Below are 16,967 nucleotides of genomic sequence, written 5' to 3' on the forward strand. Positions count from 1 at the left end.
GGCCGGTATCTTATAGGACGGCAGGCTGCGCCGCCGCAACACCCGGCGGTGGGGTTCTGGACTATCGGCCCGGTCGTCGCTACGATCCTTGCATCCGGATCGCCGCCCCCACCTCCACGCACCGCGGGGTGCCTTTGCCTATCGAGGCGATCCAATCATTAAATTGGAGTTGCGGACCTGTTAGGATCAGACTCGGAAGTTTCAAGCATTGCCAGATCAGTCATCCCAAAATTGATATGGAGTCCGTATGCAGCAGAGCAGTCCTTCCTCGCCGTTGGCCGCCGGCCATCAATCCGCCAGTTCCCCTCCCCCCGAACCTCCCAAAGTGCTCCAGGACGTCCTGGCCCGCGCCGATGTCCGCATCAACGGCAACCGCCCCTGGGACATACAGGTTCATGACAAGCATATGTACGAGCGCGTCTTCGCCAGCTGGTCGCTGGGCCTGGGCGAATCCTACATGGACGGCGAATGGGACTGCGACCAGCTCGACGAACTGTTCACCCGCCTGCTGCGCGCCGACATGGGGTCGGCGGCGCTGGGCCTGGCGCGCGTCAAGCTGATCGCCGAGCACCTGCGCCACAAGCTGTTCAACCTGCAGTCCAAGAACCGCGCGTTCGAGGTCGGCGAACAGCATTACGACGCGGGCAATGACGTGTTCGAGGCCATGCTGGACAGCCGCATGATCTACTCCTGCGCCTACTGGGAAAACGCCCAGACGCTGGAAGAAGCGCAACTGGCCAAGCTGGAGATGATCTGCCGCAAGCTGCAGCTGCGCGAAGGCGAGACGCTGCTGGACATCGGCTGCGGCTGGGGCGGACTGGCGCGCTTTGCCGCCGAACGCTATGGCGTCAAGGTCACCGGCGTGACCGTGTCCAAGGAGCAACTGGCCCTGGCGCAGGAAAGGGTCCAGGGCCTGCCCGTGCAACTGCTGCTGCAGGATTACCGCGACCTGCAGGGTAGTTTCGACAAGGTGGTGTCGGTGGGCATGTTCGAGCATGTCGGCCCCAAGAACTACGACACCTACTTCAGCAACGTGCAGCGCCTGATGGCGCCGGACGGCGTGTTCCTGCTGCACACCATCGGCATCGCCTCCACCAGCCAGAGCACCGATCCCTGGATCGACCGCTACGTGTTCCCCAACGGCAAGCTGCCGTCCGCGCGCGAGATCGCCGCCGCCGTGGAAGGCCGCTTCATCATTGAAGACTGGCACAACTTCGGCGCCGATTACGACCGTACCCTGATGGCGTGGTGGGACAACTTCGAACGCGCCTGGCCCGGACTGGAATCGCGCTACGGCAACCGCTTCTACCGCATGTGGAAGTACTACCTGATGTGCTGCGCGGGCTTTTTCCGCTCGCGCGAGGGCCAGCTCTGGCAAGTGATGCTGACCCACCCGCAACGCCAGGAAATGTACCGTTCGCTGCGCTGAACGCGGTGACGCCATCGCCAGAAAGCCGCCCTTTAAGGGCGGCTTTCTTTTCTGCCGCGCCCACGGTAGATTCAGCGCCCTGCAGCGTCCTCGCGGATCATGTCGGCGGCCCGCTCCGCGATCATGATGGTCGGCGAATTGGTGTTGCCCGACGTGATCAAAGGCATCACCGAGGCGTCGGCCACACGCAGGCCCTCCAGGCCATGGACGCGCAGCCTCGCGTCCACCACCGCCCCGCCGTCCGCATCGCGTCCCATCGCGCAGGTCCCTACCGGATGGAAGATGGTGGTGCCGATCTTGCCGGCCGCTTCCCGCAACTCGGTGTCCGTCTGAAACGCAGGTCCCGGCAGCCACTCCTGCGGCTGGTAACGCTGCAAGGCCGGCGCCGCCGCGATCCGCCGCACCAGGCGGATCGAGTCCGCCGCCACGCGCAGGTCTTCCTCGGTGCTCAGATACCTGGGCGTGATGGCCGGCGCGCCCTGCGGCCCCTGCGCATGCACGCTGCCGCGCGAGGTCGGCCGCAGATTGCACACGCTGGCGGTGAAGGCGTCAAAGCCATGCAGCGGTTCGCCAAACGCGCCCAGCGACAGCGGCTGCACGTGGAATTCCACGTTGGCGCGCGCTTGGTTCGGATCCGACTTGGCAAACGCGCCCAACTGCGACGGCGCCATGCTCATCGGGCCGCTGCGCTTGAGCAGGTACTCCAGGCCGATGCCGGCCTTGCCCAACCAGGTGGAGGCGATGCGGTTCAGCGTCTTCACGCCCTGCACCTGGATGATGACGCGCAGTTGCAGATGATCCTGCAGGTTCTCGCCCACGCCCGGCAAGGCGTGCTGCAAGGCGATGCCGCTTTCGCGCAGGCGTGCGGGCTCGCCCACGCCGGAGAGTTCCAGCAGGTGCGGCGTGTTGACCGCGCCAGCCGCCAGCACCACCTCGCGGCGCGCGCGTACGGTAGCGCTCTGGCCGTTGCGGCGCAGCTGCACGCCGACGCAGCGCTTGCCCTCGAACACCAGTTGCTCGGCATGGGCGCCCGTCATCACGCGCAGGTTCGGACGCTTTTGCACCGGCCGCAGGAATGCCTTGGCGGTATTCCAGCGCCAGCCGCCGCGCTGGTTCACTTCGAAATAGCCGCAGCCGAAATTGTCGCCGCGGTTGAAATCCTGCACGCGCGGAATGCCCTCCTGCTCGGCCGCGCCGGCAAAGGCTTCCAGGATGTCCCAGCGCAGGCGCTGCGATTCCACGCGCCATTCGCCGCCTGCGCCATGGAATTCGTCCGCGCCGCGGTGATAGTCCTCGCTGCGCTTGAACACCGGCAGCACCTGGTCCCAGCCCCAGGCGGGGTCGCCGGACAGTTCGGCCCAGTCCTCGTAGTCCTGGCGCTGGCCGCGCATGTAGATCATGCCGTTGATCGATGAACTGCCGCCCAGCACGCGGCCGCGCGGGTAGATCAGGGAACGGCCGCCCAGACCGGCTTCCGCCGCGGTGCGGTACATCCAGTCCGTCCTGGGATTGCCGATGCAATGCAGGTAGCCCACGGGGATATGGATCCAGTGGTAGTTGTCGCGGCCACCGGCTTCCAGCAGCAGCACCTGCACGGCAGGGTCGCGGCTCAGGCGGTTGGCCAGCACGCAGCCGGCCGAGCCCGCGCCAACGATGATGTAGTCGTATGTCTCCATAAGCTCTTCTTATCTTCTTGCCGGGGCGGTACGCCTGCGGACTGGGTGAGCCGACCCGGCTCTGGCGACCTTGCGCGCCGGGCATCTACCGTGACTCTCGCGCAGCCGAGTGGAACTGTCCAATGAATTGTTGAAAAACGGTTTATAAGCAACTTAAATAATGCTCAGCCCCTTTTGCTCGCCGCCTACTCCGGGAATCGCCCCATGGACCTGAAGCACATCCGCACTTTTGCCGCCGTGGCCCGTGAGGGCAACCTGACGCGCGCGGCCGAGCATCTGCACCTGACCCAGCCCGCGCTCAGCCTGCAGTTGAAGAACTTCCAGGAATCGCTGGACCTGACCTTGTTCTCGCGCACCGCCCAAGGCTTGGCGCCCAACGCCGACGGCCGCGCGCTGCTGCCTTCGGCGCAGCGCATCCTGGACGCGCTGGACGACTTCCAGCGCGCCCTGGGCGCCCTGCGCGACACCGTCCAGGGCGATCTGCGCATTGGCACCATCCTCGATGCGGAATTCCTGCGCCTGGGCGCCACGCTGCAATACCTGGTGGAGCACTATCCCAAGATCCGCCCCACCCTGCGCCACGGCATGTCCGGATCGGTGGCGAAACAGGTACGCGCGGGCGAACTGGACGTGGGTTTTTCCCTCGGCCCGCAAGGATGTGACGCGGCGCCCGCCGGGCTTGAAGCAATGCCGCTCGCCTCCTTCGCCTATTTCGTCGTGGCTCCCAAGGGCTGGGGCGCGCAGGTGGCCGGCCGCGACTGGGCCGCGATCGCCGCCCTGCCCTGGATCTGGACGCCGCCGGATTCGGTGCACCACCGGCTGCTGTCGGACAAGTTCGACGCGCTGGGCGTCGCGCCCAACGCCGTGGCCGAAGTGGACCAGGAAGCGTCGATGCTGGACCTGGTGCGCTCGGGCGTGGGCCTGTCGCTGGCGCGCGACTCCGTCGCGCTGCGCGAATCCCAGGCCAGCGGGCTGGTGCTGGTCAAGGGCCTGGCGATCCAGGCCGAACTCGCCTTCATCACCCAGGCCTCCCGCCGCAGCGATCCCCTGGTCGCCGCTGCCTTCGCCGCCGTCCAGGCGGCGTTTGCCTAGACCGCTGCGCTGCGCCAAACGGGTGCGGCGCCGCACAGGAATATGCACCGCCTTGATGCACGCCGACCGGGGCGGTGCGACGCGCGACGCGGCCGCAAAAGCGATCCTGGGGCCGCTTTCCCTATGAAGCGCCCGGCGCGCCCACTCGCGCCGCTGACCGCCGGCATCCCTGGCATGGACTTTGCTTGATGATTCATACGCGGGCCGCAAGGCCGGCGAGACAACTAGAGCAGTAACGGCAATGGCGCCCCGACCGCAAGGTCCAGGGCGCCTTTGCGTTTTCTGAAACCCGAATACCCAAGCCCACGGGGACATCCCATGAAAGTAGCGGCCTCATCCGATTCTCTGCAGACCCTCGTCGTCATCGGCAACGGCATGGTGGGCCACCATTGCGTCGAACAACTCATCGCCGGCGGCGCGCTTGCGCGCTACCGCATCCACGTCTACGGCGAAGAAAGCCGCCGCGCCTACGACCGCGTGCACCTGTCCGAATACCTGAACGGACGCGACGCCGAATCGATGGCGCTGGGCGACGCGGCGCTGTATCAACAGGAAGGCGTGACCCTGCACCTGGGCACGCCGGTGCTGGAGATCGACCGCCGCCGGCGCGAGATCGTGACCGCGCGCGGCCGCGGCGCCTACGACAAACTGATACTTGCGACGGGCTCCTACCCCTTCGTGCCGCCGATCACGGGCGCGGAAGGCGCATCGCGCCTGGTGTACCGCACGCTCGACGACCTGGACCTGATCCGCGCGGCTGCGCACGGCGCGCGCCGCGGCGTGGTGGTGGGCGGCGGCCTGCTGGGGCTGGAAGCCGCCCATGCGCTGAAGTCGCTGAAGCTGGAGGCGCACGTGGTCGAATTCGCGCCGCGCCTGATGCCGGTGCAACTGGACGAGCAAGGCGGCGCGGCGCTCAAGGCGCGCATCGAGGCGCTGGGCGTGGGCGTGCACCTGTCGCGCGCCACCCAGGACATCAAGCCCGGCACGCAGTACCGCTACCGCATGCGCTTTGCCGAAGGCGCGCCGCTGGAAACCGACCTGATCGTGTTTTCGGCCGGCATCCGGCCGCAGGTGACGCTGGCGCGCAAGGCCGGGCTGACGCTGGCCGAGCGCGGCGGCGTGGCCATCGACGATCAGTGCCGCAGCAGCGATGAGCACATCTACGCCATCGGCGAATGCGCGGCCTGGAACGGCAGCGTGTTCGGGCTGGTGGCGCCCGGCTACCAGATGGCGCGCACGGTGGCGGCGGCGCTGTGCGGCAACGGCCTGCAGGCATTCAGCGGCGCCGACATGTCCACCAAGCTCAAGCTGCTGGGCGTGGACGTGGGCTCGATCGGCGACGCCCACGGCGCCACACCCGGCGCGCGCAGCTACCGCTACATCGACGAAGCCGGCGCCGGCTACCGCCGCCTGGTGGTGTCCGCCGACGGCAAGCGCGTGCTGGGCGCGGTGCTGGTGGGCGACAACAGCTACTACGACACGCTGCTGCAATACGTGCAGAACGGCATCGCGCCGCCCGCGGACCCGGCCAGCCTGATCCTGCCGCAGGGCCAGGGTGCGCCGCTCCTGGGCGTGGATGCGCTGCCCGCCGCCGCCACCATCTGTTCCTGCCATAACGTGAGCAAGGGCGCGGTCTGCGCCGCGATCGACGGCGGCTGTGCCGACCTGGCCGCGGTCAAGGGCTGCACCAAGGCGGCTTCCGGCTGCGGCGGCTGCGCCAGCCTGCTCAAGCAGGTGGTCGAACACGAACTGGCCAGCCGCGGCGTGGCCGTGGACAAGAGCCTGTGCGAACACTTTCCCCACACGCGCCAGGAGCTGTACGCCATCGTGCGCGTCAACGGCATCGAATCCTTCGACGAGCTCCTGGCCAGCCACGGGCGCGGCCAGCAGGGTTGCGACATCTGCAAACCCGCGGTGGGCTCCATCCTGGCCTCGTGCTGGAACCGCCCGATCCAGGATCCCCATCTGGTGCCGCTGCAGGACACCAACGACACCTTCATGGCCAACATGCAGAAGAACGGCACCTATTCGGTGGTGCCGCGCATACCCGCGGGCGAGATCACGCCCGACGGCCTGATCGCCATCGGCGCGGTCGCCAAGAAGTACCAGCTGTACACCAAGATCACCGGCGGCCAGCGCATCGACCTGTTCGGCGCGCAACTGCACGAGCTGCCGGAAATCTGGGCGGAACTGATCGCCGCCGGGTTCGAGACCGGCCATGCCTACGGCAAGTCCACCCGCACGGTGAAGTCCTGCGTGGGCAGCACCTGGTGCCGCTATGGCGTGCAGGACAGCGTCAAGATGGCGCTGGACATCGAACACCGCTACAAGGGCCTGCGCTCGCCGCACAAGCTGAAGTTCGCAGTATCCGGCTGCACCCGCGAATGCGCCGAGGCGCAAAGCAAGGACATCGGCGTCATCGCCACCGAAAACGGCTGGAACCTTTACGTCTGCGGCAACGGCGGCATGCGCCCGCGGCACGCGGAGCTGTTCGCCACCGACCTGGACGACGCCGCCCTCATCCGCACCATAGACCGCCTCTTGATGTTCTACATCCGCACCGCCGACAAGCTGCAGCGCACCTCGGTCTGGCGCGAATCGCTGGAGGGCGGCCTGGACTACCTGAAGCAGGTGGTGCTGGAGGACAGCCTGGGCCTGTGCGCGGAGCTGGAAGCGCAGATGCAGCTGGTGGTCGACCGCTACGAATGCGAATGGGCCAACGCGCTGAACGATCCGGAAAAGCTCAAGCGCTTCCGCACCTTCGTCAATGACGCCAGCGCCGACCCCGGCATCCGGTTCGTGCAGGAACGCGGCCAGCCCCGACCCGCTCCCGCGCGCGTCATCGCCATTACCGAGGAGATTGCCTGATGGACGCCCTGATCCACGAACCCCAAGACTGGCGACCGGTATGCCGGCGCCAGGATCTGGTGTCAAATTCCGGCGTGGTGGCGCTGGTGGATGGCGCGCAGATCGCCTTGTTCTACGTGCCGCAAGCCGCGGGCGACGGCGTTTATGCGATCGATAACCGCGACCCCAAGTCCGGCGCCAACGTCATCGGCCGCGGCATCGTCGGCCACGTAGGCGGCGAACTCGTCGTGGCCTCGCCGCTCTACAAGCAACACTTCCGGCTCGCCGACGGCGCGTGCGTGCAGTACCCGGAGCAACGGCTGCGGACCTGGCGGGCGCGCTTGAACGGCGATGCGGTGGAGATCGCCTGAAACGCAACGCCGCCGGCTCAGCCCAGCCCGATGCGCCGGGCGCCCGTCCTGAACAGCGCCTCGGCATCTCCGGCCAGGCGGAAGGCCGCCAGGAAGTCGTCCACGCAGTATGAGGGATGCGTCTTGCGGATCGCGGCCAGCAGGCCGGCGGTCTCATCGTCCTTGCCGGCTATCGCCAGGCAGCAGGCCGCGATCGCCAGGATGTGCACATGGGCGTTGGGGCGGGCCGCCGCCTTCAGCGCCCAGCCGGCGGCTTCCTCGAACCGGCCCAGGCGTACCAACGCCAATGCGCGCACGGCCAGCATGCCGAACAGCAGCGGGTCGTACGGGCTCAGGTCGCGAGAATGGTCGGACGAGCCTATCGCGGCCTCGGCGTCGCCCGACTGGCAATGGACGAAGCCCAGGGTGTAGTGCGCCAGGGCGAAATTCGGGCTCAAATCCACGGCGCGCGTCAACTCGGCCAGCGATTGATCCTGGCTGCCGCGCAGCCATAGCGCCCGGCCCATGGCCCAATGCGCCGCCGGGTCGCGGTCATCGGCGATCAGGCCCTGGCCGGCGGCTTCGAACGCCATGTCGATGGCCGGCGCCTGCTCGCCCCAACGCTGGAACGCGTCCTGCCAATGGGTGAATGACAAGCCCGCGTAGGCCCGCGAGAACGTCGGATCGAGCCTCAAGGCCATCTCGAAAAAGTGCCGCGCCTGCTCGTTGTCGGCGCGGTTGAAGCGGTACATATGCCACAGGCCGCGGTGATGGGCCTGCCAGGCGTCCAGGGAGTTCGGCGGCTTCAGAATGGCCCGGTTGCGCTCGGCGGCCTCGATTTCGATGTCGATGGCGGCCACGATCCGGTTGCCGATTTCGTCCAGGGCCAACAGGGCATCGTCCAGCTGCCGGTCGTAGACGTCCGCCCACACGATGCGCGCGGTCCGGGCTTCTATGAGTTCAACGGCTACGGCGATGCGGTCTTGCCGACGCTGCAGCCACCCGCTCACGACATAGTCCACATTGAGCGTGCGGCCGGCCTCGTCGGGTCCCACGTTGCGCTGGTCCAGCGCGAACACCGTGCCTTGCGCTATGACGAACAGGCTGCGCAGCTTGGCCAGCCGGGTGATGATGTCATAGGCCAGGCCATCGGCCAGCCCGCCGCGCACGCCGGCCTGCGCCGAGCGGTCCACGAAGGGCATCACCGCGATCGACGCGCGGCCCGCGCGCTCCGCGGACGCCGCCTCTGACGCCGCTCCTGGCGCCGCCTCGAGCCGCAGCGTCTCGCTTGCCCGCCCCCTCAGATTCCGCCACGTATCGCGCAAGGGCCGCCAGTCCAGCCCGTCCGCCTCGAAGGCGCGGACCGCCGCGGCCAGATGCTCCTCGCCTTCGCGCCATTGACCGCGCCGCGCCAGCAAGCCCAGCAGCAGCTCATGCGCACGCCGGTCGAAGGGCGCGAGCTGCAGCCACTTGTCCAGGCAGGCGAAGGTATCGCCCGACCCTGCCGGAAGGCTGGCCGCCAGATGTTCCAGGACCGCGGCATGGCAGGCCCTCAAACGCCGGCGCTGCGCGGTCAGCCAGTTGTTGAAAAAGGGGTTGCGGTCGATCTCCAGCCCCTCGATGAAATCGCCCGAAAACAGCGCGGCCAGCGCTTGCAGCCGCCCGCAGTCCAGCTGGGCGATGCCCTGCTGCATCGCGCTGCCGATTTCGATGGCGTCGACGTGGCAGTCGACGAGGTCCAGCCTCACCGTGTCCTGCACGGTCTCCACCCTGCGCCGGCCGGGCTCGTCCAGCAGAGTCCTGGCCTTGCTGAGACACCAGCGCAGCTCGCCGCGCGGATCGTTCGGAACGTCCCACAGCAGTTCGCACAGATGCGCGCGTTGCACGGGATGCGGGGCCAACGCCAGATAGGCAATGAGCGCGCGCAGCTTGCGCGACGGCGGCAGCGCCAGGGCCGTGCCCGCCCGGCTGATCGCCATGGGTCCGAGCAGGCGCAACCGGACCTCGCCGCCGGGGACGGAACCGGACGGCTGCGCGGGGCCGGCCGAACCCTCGGCCGATTCCACGCCGGCTACCACGCCCGCCTCCATGGCCCGCTCTTAACTTGGATTCCGGGAAGCACGGCACACGCAAACCCGCGCGGCGCCGGTTGCGGTTCCCCGGCAGGCCCGCATCGCGCACTGCCGCATACACAGAGCCTTAACGGAGACAGACCATGTCCATTTCCTCTCTCGCCACCAGCCCCGTGCGCGATTCCGCGCAGCCCGACCTGGCCGCCTTGAAGACACGCCAGCAGGGCACCTGGGCTTCCGGGGACTATGCCGTAGTCGGCACCACGCTGCAGATCGTAGGAGAACAGCTGTGCGAATCGCTGGACGTCCGCGCCGGACAGAAGGTGCTTGATGTCGCCGCCGGCAACGGCAATGCCTCGCTGGCCGCCGCCCGCCGCTGGTGCGATGTCGTTTCGACCGACTATGTGCCCGCGCTGCTGGGACGCGGCCGCGAACGCGCCGCCGCCGAGCACTTGAAGATCGAATTCCAGGAAGCCGACGCCGAGGCCCTGCCGTTCCCGGATGGCGGATTCGACGCGGTCGTCTCGACCTTCGGGGTGATGTTCACCCCCGACCAGGACCAGGCGGCCGCCGAAATGGTCCGCGTCTGCCGCGCTGGCGGCAAGATCGGCCTGGCCAACTGGACGCCTGACGGTTTCATCGGCCAGGTCTTCAAGACCATCGGCAAGCATCTGCCGCCGCCCGCCGGGGTCAAGTCGCCGGCGCTGTGGGGCACCCGGGCGCGCATCGACGAAATGTTCGGTCCGCATGCCTCGTCGATCCAGGCCGAGCCCCGCCACTTCGTGTTCCGCTACCGCTCCCCGGAACACTGGCTGCAGGTCTTCAAGACCTACTACGGCCCCCTGCTCAAGGCGTTCGGCGCATTGGACCCGGCGGCGCAAGCCACGCTGACCAGCGACCTCATGGTGCAAATAGACCGGTATAACCGCTCTGGCGATGGCACGATGGTCGTACCCAGCGAATACCTGGAGATCGTGGTGACGCGCCGGTGACCGGACCTTGATGCCTGGCTTGGGCCGGTCCGGGCCATCCACGCGGACAGCGGACGGGAAGCGATCCATGGCGCAACGCCTTCACGGCCGCCCGCGGAATGGCCCGGGCGGCCGATGTAGAGCAACCATACGATGAGGTAGGCAATGGCGTGCCGGCCATTGCCGGACGGGGTGCGAGCCCTTATGCGGAATCATACGCCCGCCATGGCTCGCGCGCCGCTATAGCGCCGAGGCCAGCGCGTACTCCATGTACAGCTGCCGCAGCTCGCGGCACACGGGTCCGGGCCGGCCCGTGCCGATGGGCTGGCCGTCCAGCTCGATGACCGGCAGCACGAAGTGCAATGCCGACGTCAACACCAGCTCCGTCGCCCGCCGGCATTCGTCCAGCGTGAACTTGCGTTCTTCCACCGCCACCCCGCGCTTGGCGGCCAACGCCAGCACCGCGGCGCGCGTGCAGCCCGGCAGTATCTCGCGCGACAAGGGCCGCACCACGATCCGTCCTTGCGCATCCACCAGCAGCGCGCTCGACGACGAGCCTTCCGTCACCACGCCGTCGGCATCGACCATCAACGCCTCGAACGCGCCCGCGCCCTGCGCGGCCTGCTTGGCCAGCACCTGGGCGATCAGCGACACGCTCTTGATGTCGCGCCGCTGCCAGCGCATGTCCGGCACGCTTGCCACCCGCACGCCAGATTCCGCCAGCGGATTCACGCGCAAGGACTTCTGGCTGACGTACATCATCACGGTGGGCTCGACGTCGGCGGGAAAAGCGAAGTCGCGCTTGCTGTCCGCGCCGCGCGTCACCTGCACATAGACGGACCCTTCGCGCAAGCCGTTGCGCAGCACCAGTTCGCGGCAACGCGCCAGCAGCGTGTCGCGTGGCAGCGGATTGCGGATGCCGACTTCGGCCAGGCTGCGCGCCAGGCGGGCGGCGTGCCGCTCGAACTCCAGCAGCAGGCCGTCGATCACCGCGATCACCTCATAGACGCCGTCGCCAAAAAGAAAGCCCCGGTCCAGCGCCGGGATGACGGCCTGCTCGGCCGGAACAAGACTGCCGTTGATATGGAAAATGGAGGACATGGAAGTTCTTGTGGGTAAGGGAAATCAGTGGCTGATGATGCGGGACAGGAAGGCGCGCGAGCGCGCCGACGCGGCGTTGCCGAAGAACGCCTCGGCGCTGGCGTCGTCGACGATCTCTCCGGACTCCATGAACACGACGCGGTCGGCGACGCGGCGCGCGAATCCCATTTCGTGCGTGACGACCATCATGGTCATGCCGTCGCGCGCCAGCCCCGTCATCACGTCCAGCACTTCGCCGATCATTTCCGGATCCAGCGCCGAAGTCGGCTCGTCGAACAGCATCACCACCGGGTCCATGGCCAGCGCCCGCGCAATCGCGACCCGCTGCTGCTGGCCGCCCGAAAGCTGTCCCGGATGCTTGCCGCCATGCGCCGCCACGCCGACGCGCTCCAATAGCGCGGCCGCCTTCTCCAAAGCCTGCGCGCGGCTGCGGCCCAGCACGCTGACCAGCCCCAGGCAGACGTTCTCCAGCACCGTCAGATGCGGGAACAGCTCGAAATGCTGGAACACCATGCCGACGCGGGCGCGCAGCTTGGGCAGGTCCGTGCCGGGCGCGCCGACGTCGGTGCCGTCGACCACGATGCGGCCCGCATCGAAGGGTTCCAGCCGGTTCACGCATTTGATCAGCGTGGACTTGCCCGACCCGGACGGCCCGCAGACCACCACGACCTCGCCGCGCCGCACGCGCAGCGAACATTGCTTGAGCACCGGCAGATCGCCGTAGCGCTTGCCGACCTGTTCGATCTCGATCATGTATGTAGACTCCTCATGGAAACAGCTTCAGGCCCCGATCCGGGCGCGCAGCGCCCGCACGCCGCGCGAAGCGGTGAACGAGATCACGAAAAACACCAGCGCCACCAGCATGTACATCTCCACCAGGCGGTTGTCGCGCTGCGCGATCTTGGTCGCGGCCCCAAGGAAATCCGTGAGCGACAGGACATAGACCAGCGCCGTTTCCTGGAAGATGACGATCACCTGCGTCAGCAGCACCGGCAGCATGTTGCGGAACGCCTGCGGCAGGATCACCTTGCGCAGCACCTGTCCGTGGGTAAGGCCCAGGGCGCTGCCCGCCGCATACTGGCCGTGCCCCACGCTGCCCACGCCTGCCCGGATGATCTCGGAGAAATACGCGGCCTCGAACAGGATGAAGGTAATGAAGGCCGACCCCATGGCGCCCAGCGCGATGGGCCGCTCAGCCCCCGTAGCCGCCTGCAATGCGTAAGGCAGGATGAAATAGATCAGGAAGATCACCAGCACCAGCGGCAGCGAGCGGAACAGGTTCACATACACCGTGGCGGGCCAGGCCAGCAGACGGCCGCCGTACAGCCGCGCAATCGCCAGCAAGGTGCCCAGCAGCAGGCCGCCCACGGTCGACGTGAAGGTCAGCAGCAGGGTAAAGCGCAGGCCCGACAGGATCAGGTACGGCAGCGCATCGACGATGGCTTGCAGGTCGAAATCCGTCATGCCCTGCCCCCTTTCGCCGCACGCCCGCCGACTGCGCGCCCCGGAATGCGCAACTTGTATTCGAGCGCCCGCATCACCACGATCACAATCAGGTTGAGCGCCAGATACGCCATGGTCGCGGTCAGGAACGCCTCGAACACCTGGAACGAAAACTCCTGCATCGCATGGGCCTGGGCGGTCAGTTCCGCCAGCCCGATGGTCAGCGCCACCGAAGTGTTCTTGATGGTGTTCAGGCAATCCGAAGTCATGGTGGGCAGGACCGTGCGCAGCGCATTCGGCAACAGCACGTGCCAGTACAGCTGGGGCAAGGTCAGTCCCAGCGCCAGGCCCGCGTTGCGCTGCCCTTTGGGCAGGGCCTCGATCCCGGCGCGCAGCTGTTCGCCGATGCGCGCCGACATGTACATGCCGATGGCCAGCGCCGCCGTGTAGAAGGACGCGTCGGGCAACTGCTTGATCCAGTCTCCGGCCGCGGCAGGCAGCAGCTCCGGCAAGACGAAGTACCACAGGAACATCTGCACGATCAGCGGGATGTTCCGGAACACTTCCACATAGACGGCCCCCGCCGCGCGCACCCCGCGGTAAGGCAGCGTGCGCGCCACGCCAACCGCCAGGCCCAGCGCCAGCGCGATCAGCCACGCCAGCGCCGCGGTCTTGACCGTCACGCTCAACCCGTCCAGCAGGGTTTGCAGATAGGTTTGCCCGCCATCGGGCGACGGGGCCAGCAGCACGCCCCAATTCCATTGATATGCCATGCTTTTCTCGATGATCAGGCCGAGCGCGGTCCCGGCCCCCGGGGCGGGGCCGCGCATCGGCGTATTGCGGCAGGTTCCGGGCCTAGCGGTAGGCGGCGGGATCGCCCGAATCGGTGGGCGTGGCGACCACGCGCTTGAGCGCCTCGCTCATCGCCACGTTCAGGTTGATGCCCTTGGGCGGCAGCGGGCTGCGGTACCAGCGGTCATACAGCGCCTGGAACTCGCCGCTGGCATAAAGGGCCTTGATGGTGTCGTCCACCAGCGCCTTGAACTGCGGATCGTCGCGGCGCAGCATGATGGCGTAGGGTTCGATCGACAGAGACTCGTCGGACACCTCGTAGCGGTCCGGCTGCTTGGCGTTGGCGATCAAGCCGTAGAGCAGGATGTCGTCCATGACGAAAGCGGCGGCGCGGCCGGTCTCGACCATCAGAAAGCCTTCCGCGTGTTCCTTCACGGGCACGATCCTCATGCCCAGCCCGCGCTTTTCGTTCAGCTCGTTGATCTGGCGGATGTTCGCGGTCCCGGAGGTAGAGGCCACGACCTTGCCCTTCAGATCGTCGACGCTGCGCAACTTGGAGGACTTCTGGCTGAGGAACCGGTTGCCGGTGACGAAGGTCGTGACCGAGAACGCCACCTGCTGCTGGCGGTCCAGGGTGTTGGAAGTCGAGGCGCATTCCAGGTCTATGGTGCCGTTGCCCATCAGCGGAATGCGCGTGGCGGAGGTGACGGGCAGATACTTCACCTGGATGTCGCTGCGCTTCAGACGGGCCTGCACCGCGCTGACGATGCGATTGCAGATGTCGATCGAGTAGCCGACAGGCTTCTGGTTGCCGTCGTAGTAGGAAAACGGAATCGAGGTCTCGCGATGGCCGATGGTGATCGCGCCGGTGTCCGCGACCTTCTTCAGCGTGCCGTCCAGCTGCTGGGCCGCGACGGGGCCTGCCATTGCAACCGTCAATGCCGCGATCAATGCCTTGATGGAAAGTGCCATGCTTTTCTCCTTGGGATTCATGTACTTGTGGGGTGCTGCGCAGGACTCGCCGCCGAGCGCGCCCGTCTCCCTGCCGTGGCGGGAGCTTCGGGCGCGGCCAGTCAACGTTGGGTATAGAGGTTGAACACGCGCTCCACCGGCTCTTGGGCTGGTCCCTGGCGGCGCGCATACATGCAGATCTGCATCGGGACGGCGCAGCGCCGGTCCTTGATCGCCACGATCTCTCCCGCGTCCACCGACACCCGGGCGCTGGACTCGGGCAGCCACGCCAAACCCACGCCGGCGCTGACCAGCGTGCGGGCGCCGTCCACGAAATCGGTTTCGCAGACGCGCTGCAGGACGGGGCGTTGCAAGAGGTCGCCGCAAGACAGGTCGACCAGCCGCCGGAAATAGGCGCCCTGGGCGTGCGACACATAGGGGTAACGCGCGGCAGAATCGGCGTCGTACAGTGCGGCCTCGTCCACCGGCATCGAGGCGGGGCGGAACAGTCGCAGGAAGTCGGGCTCCATGCCGGTCCGCATATAGGCTTGCGGATCCAGCTGTATGTCTTCCGCGGCGTGGCGAAAGCACACCAGCAGGTCCACCACGCCGGCCGCCAGCCACTCGACCGAATCATGCACATTGCCCACATGCAGGCGCAGCGACTCGACCCCGCTCTCTTCCTTCCAGCGCACGCACCAGCCCGGGAAGTGCGAGGTTGCCAGGCAATGGGGCATGGCCACCCTGAGGACCGCGCCGTCATGGCCGGTGACGCCGGCCTCGCCGCGCGCATCCACCACCTTGCGCACGATTTCGGCGGCGTTGGAACGGAACTGTTCGCCCGCCGCCGTCAGACGCAAGGGAAAGCAGCCGCGGTCGATCAGCGCGGCGCCTGCCCAGGTTTCCAGGGACTGGATGCGGCGGCTGAACGCCGACTGCGATACATGCCGCAGCTCAGCCGCCGTGGTGAACTGTCCGCATTCCGCCAAGGTCAGGAAATCCTGGAACCAACGTAGATCCATTGCAACCGCCGCGCCGTCAGAGTGAATGCGAGGCAGTATAGGGACCGCGCCCGGCGGGCTTATGCATAGTTTGCATAACGCCCCCGCAGTCAGGGTTACTCCCGACTTTTCCGCCTAGGGCAGGTTTTCCCGGAAGATCACCTGGCTGCGCGCCAGCTCCACCCCGTTCATCGGACTGCGCTTGTCGCGCAGGTTGCAGAAGATGCGCACGCAGCTCATCAGCGCCTCCATCGGGCTTTGCGTGATGACGGCGTCCATGGTGCCGTCGATCAGCAGCGCGCGGGTGTCGGGCGTGAGGCCGTGGCCGATGAAGACCACCCGGTGTTGCTGCCCGGCTTCCTTCAGCGCGCGCGCCACGCCGTCGGACGCGCCGCCGATGTTGTAGATGCCGGCCAGCTGCGGATACTGCTCCAGCAGCTGGCGGGTCTGTTCGTAATTGCGCTGCGCGTCGTCGTAGCCTTCGCGCAGGTCCACCACCTGCATGGCCTGGAACTGTTCGGCGTACAGCTGCAGGAAGCCGCCTTCCCGCTCTTCGTGGGCGCGGTAGTGGCGCGACCCGGCGATCAGCGCCACGTGCGCCGCGCGCGACCCGATAAAGCGTGCGATCAGGTAGCCCGCGGTGCGCCCGGCCGCGCGGTTGTCCAGGCCCACATAGGCCACGCGGGCGCTGTTGGCCAGATCGGAGATCAGCGTCACCGCAGGCACGCCCTGCTGCGCCAGCAGGTTGACGGCCTCACGCACCGCCGGGTGTTCCAGCGCCATGAAGGCGATGCCGTCGGCGCGCTTGCCGTGCTTGGCCAGGGCCTGCGCCAGCGCGTCCGGATTGAAGCTCTCCACGTACTCGACCTGGCACCTGGCGTTGAGCGGCCCGAAGTGCTCCTGCGCATAGCTGACGGTATCGCCCAGCATGCGCAGGTAGCGGTTGCTGCCGCGCGGCAGCAGGAACACCAGCCGCAGGGGCTCGGGCGCGGCCGCCGCGCGGACCTCCTGTTCGGGCAGGTAGTCGAGTTCGATGGCCGCCTTGAAGACTTTCTGGGCGGTGCTGGCGCGCACGCCGGGCCTGCGGTTCAGGACCCGGTCGGCCGTGGCGGTGGACACTCCTGCGCGCTCCGCCACATCGGCCAGACGCGCGAGCTTGCGTTCGGGAGGCATGCGATTCACATCAAAATCCATCATTAATCAGGTTTGACGATATTGGCAACGATTCACTATTGTCCACTC

At 67.4% G+C, this 16,967-nt stretch carries 14 protein-coding genes; 5 read left to right on the forward strand and 9 right to left on the reverse strand.

Annotation, left to right across the window (positions count from 1 at the left end):
* Nucleotides 1–247 precede the first annotated feature (247 nt).
* Nucleotides 248–1,429: a cyclopropane fatty acyl phospholipid synthase gene (cfa, locus tag IB259_RS08035; protein WP_119451265.1), complete on the forward strand. Its 1,182-nt coding sequence runs from the start codon at nucleotides 248–250 to the stop codon at nucleotides 1,427–1,429.
* A gap of 71 nt (nucleotides 1,430–1,500) precedes the next feature.
* On the opposite strand, the gene IB259_RS08040 is transcribed toward cfa, so the two are convergent.
* Entirely contained in the window at nucleotides 1,501–3,105 is a 1,605-nt protein-coding gene (locus IB259_RS08040; protein WP_175213664.1) for a GMC family oxidoreductase, read from the reverse strand.
* Between the two features lie 204 nt (nucleotides 3,106–3,309).
* On the opposite strand from IB259_RS08040, the gene IB259_RS08045 reads away from it, so the two are divergent.
* The 3 genes from IB259_RS08045 to nirD all read left to right on the forward strand — a co-directional run bounded on the left by IB259_RS08045 (nucleotide 3,310) and on the right by nirD (nucleotide 7,415).
* The gene (locus tag IB259_RS08045) at nucleotides 3,310–4,197 is read left to right on the forward strand and encodes a LysR family transcriptional regulator (protein WP_192328475.1); all 888 of its coding nucleotides are present in this window, start codon (nucleotides 3,310–3,312) and stop codon (nucleotides 4,195–4,197) included.
* Nucleotides 4,198–4,515: 318 nt separating this feature from the next.
* Nucleotides 4,516–7,065, forward strand: a complete 2,550-nt coding sequence (gene nirB, locus IB259_RS08050; protein ID WP_192328478.1) for a nitrite reductase large subunit NirB — start codon at nucleotides 4,516–4,518, stop codon at nucleotides 7,063–7,065.
* On the forward strand, nucleotides 7,065–7,415 hold the full coding sequence (gene nirD, locus IB259_RS08055; RefSeq protein ID WP_192328481.1) for a nitrite reductase small subunit NirD: 351 nt from the start codon (nucleotides 7,065–7,067) through the stop codon (nucleotides 7,413–7,415). The genes nirB and nirD overlap by 1 nt, the downstream gene beginning before the upstream one ends.
* A 17-nt stretch (nucleotides 7,416–7,432) precedes the next feature.
* Here nirD and IB259_RS08060 read toward each other — a convergent pair whose 3' ends face one another.
* Complete coding sequence (locus IB259_RS08060) at nucleotides 7,433–9,484, reverse strand: transcriptional regulator (protein WP_192328484.1); 2,052 nt, start codon at nucleotides 9,482–9,484, stop codon at nucleotides 7,433–7,435.
* 125 nt (nucleotides 9,485–9,609) lie between these two features.
* Here IB259_RS08060 and IB259_RS08065 point away from each other — a divergent pair, with 125 nt between their 5' ends.
* Nucleotides 9,610–10,458, forward strand: coding sequence for a class I SAM-dependent methyltransferase (locus IB259_RS08065; protein WP_054456233.1), 849 nt, complete (start codon nucleotides 9,610–9,612; stop codon nucleotides 10,456–10,458).
* A 219-nt stretch (nucleotides 10,459–10,677) separates the two neighbouring features.
* Here IB259_RS08065 and IB259_RS08070 read toward each other — a convergent pair whose 3' ends face one another.
* The 7 genes from IB259_RS08070 to IB259_RS08100 form a co-directional block, all read right to left on the reverse strand.
* Complete coding sequence (locus IB259_RS08070; RefSeq protein ID WP_192328487.1) at nucleotides 10,678–11,538, reverse strand: D-amino acid aminotransferase; 861 nt, start codon at nucleotides 11,536–11,538, stop codon at nucleotides 10,678–10,680.
* A gap of 24 nt (nucleotides 11,539–11,562) precedes the next feature.
* The gene (locus tag IB259_RS08075) at nucleotides 11,563–12,291 is read right to left on the reverse strand and encodes an amino acid ABC transporter ATP-binding protein (protein WP_192328490.1); all 729 of its coding nucleotides are present in this window, start codon (nucleotides 12,289–12,291) and stop codon (nucleotides 11,563–11,565) included.
* Between the two features lie 27 nt (nucleotides 12,292–12,318).
* Complete coding sequence (locus IB259_RS08080; protein ID WP_192328492.1) at nucleotides 12,319–13,002, reverse strand: amino acid ABC transporter permease; 684 nt, start codon at nucleotides 13,000–13,002, stop codon at nucleotides 12,319–12,321.
* Entirely contained in the window at nucleotides 12,999–13,754 is a 756-nt protein-coding gene (locus tag IB259_RS08085) for an amino acid ABC transporter permease (RefSeq protein WP_054456483.1), read from the reverse strand. Before IB259_RS08085 ends, IB259_RS08080 begins: the two co-directional genes overlap by 4 nt.
* Before the next feature lie 82 nt (nucleotides 13,755–13,836).
* Nucleotides 13,837–14,745 carry a transporter substrate-binding domain-containing protein gene (locus IB259_RS08090; protein WP_175162228.1) on the reverse strand — a complete coding sequence of 303 codons (909 nt, stop codon included), beginning with the start codon at nucleotides 14,743–14,745 and terminating at the stop codon, nucleotides 13,837–13,839.
* Nucleotides 14,746–14,846: 101 nt separating this feature from the next.
* A complete protein-coding gene (locus IB259_RS08095) occupies nucleotides 14,847–15,746 on the reverse strand; it encodes a LysR family transcriptional regulator (protein WP_192328495.1) in 900 nt (299 codons plus the stop codon).
* A 114-nt stretch (nucleotides 15,747–15,860) separates the two neighbouring features.
* Complete coding sequence (locus IB259_RS08100) at nucleotides 15,861–16,922, reverse strand: LacI family DNA-binding transcriptional regulator (RefSeq protein ID WP_054456227.1); 1,062 nt, start codon at nucleotides 16,920–16,922, stop codon at nucleotides 15,861–15,863.
* Nucleotides 16,923–16,967: the final 45 nt, after the last annotated feature.

This window comes from Achromobacter sp. ACM04 (assembly GCF_014851465.1).
GTDB classification, from domain to species: domain Bacteria; phylum Pseudomonadota; class Gammaproteobacteria; order Burkholderiales; family Burkholderiaceae_B; genus Achromobacter; species Achromobacter aegrifaciens.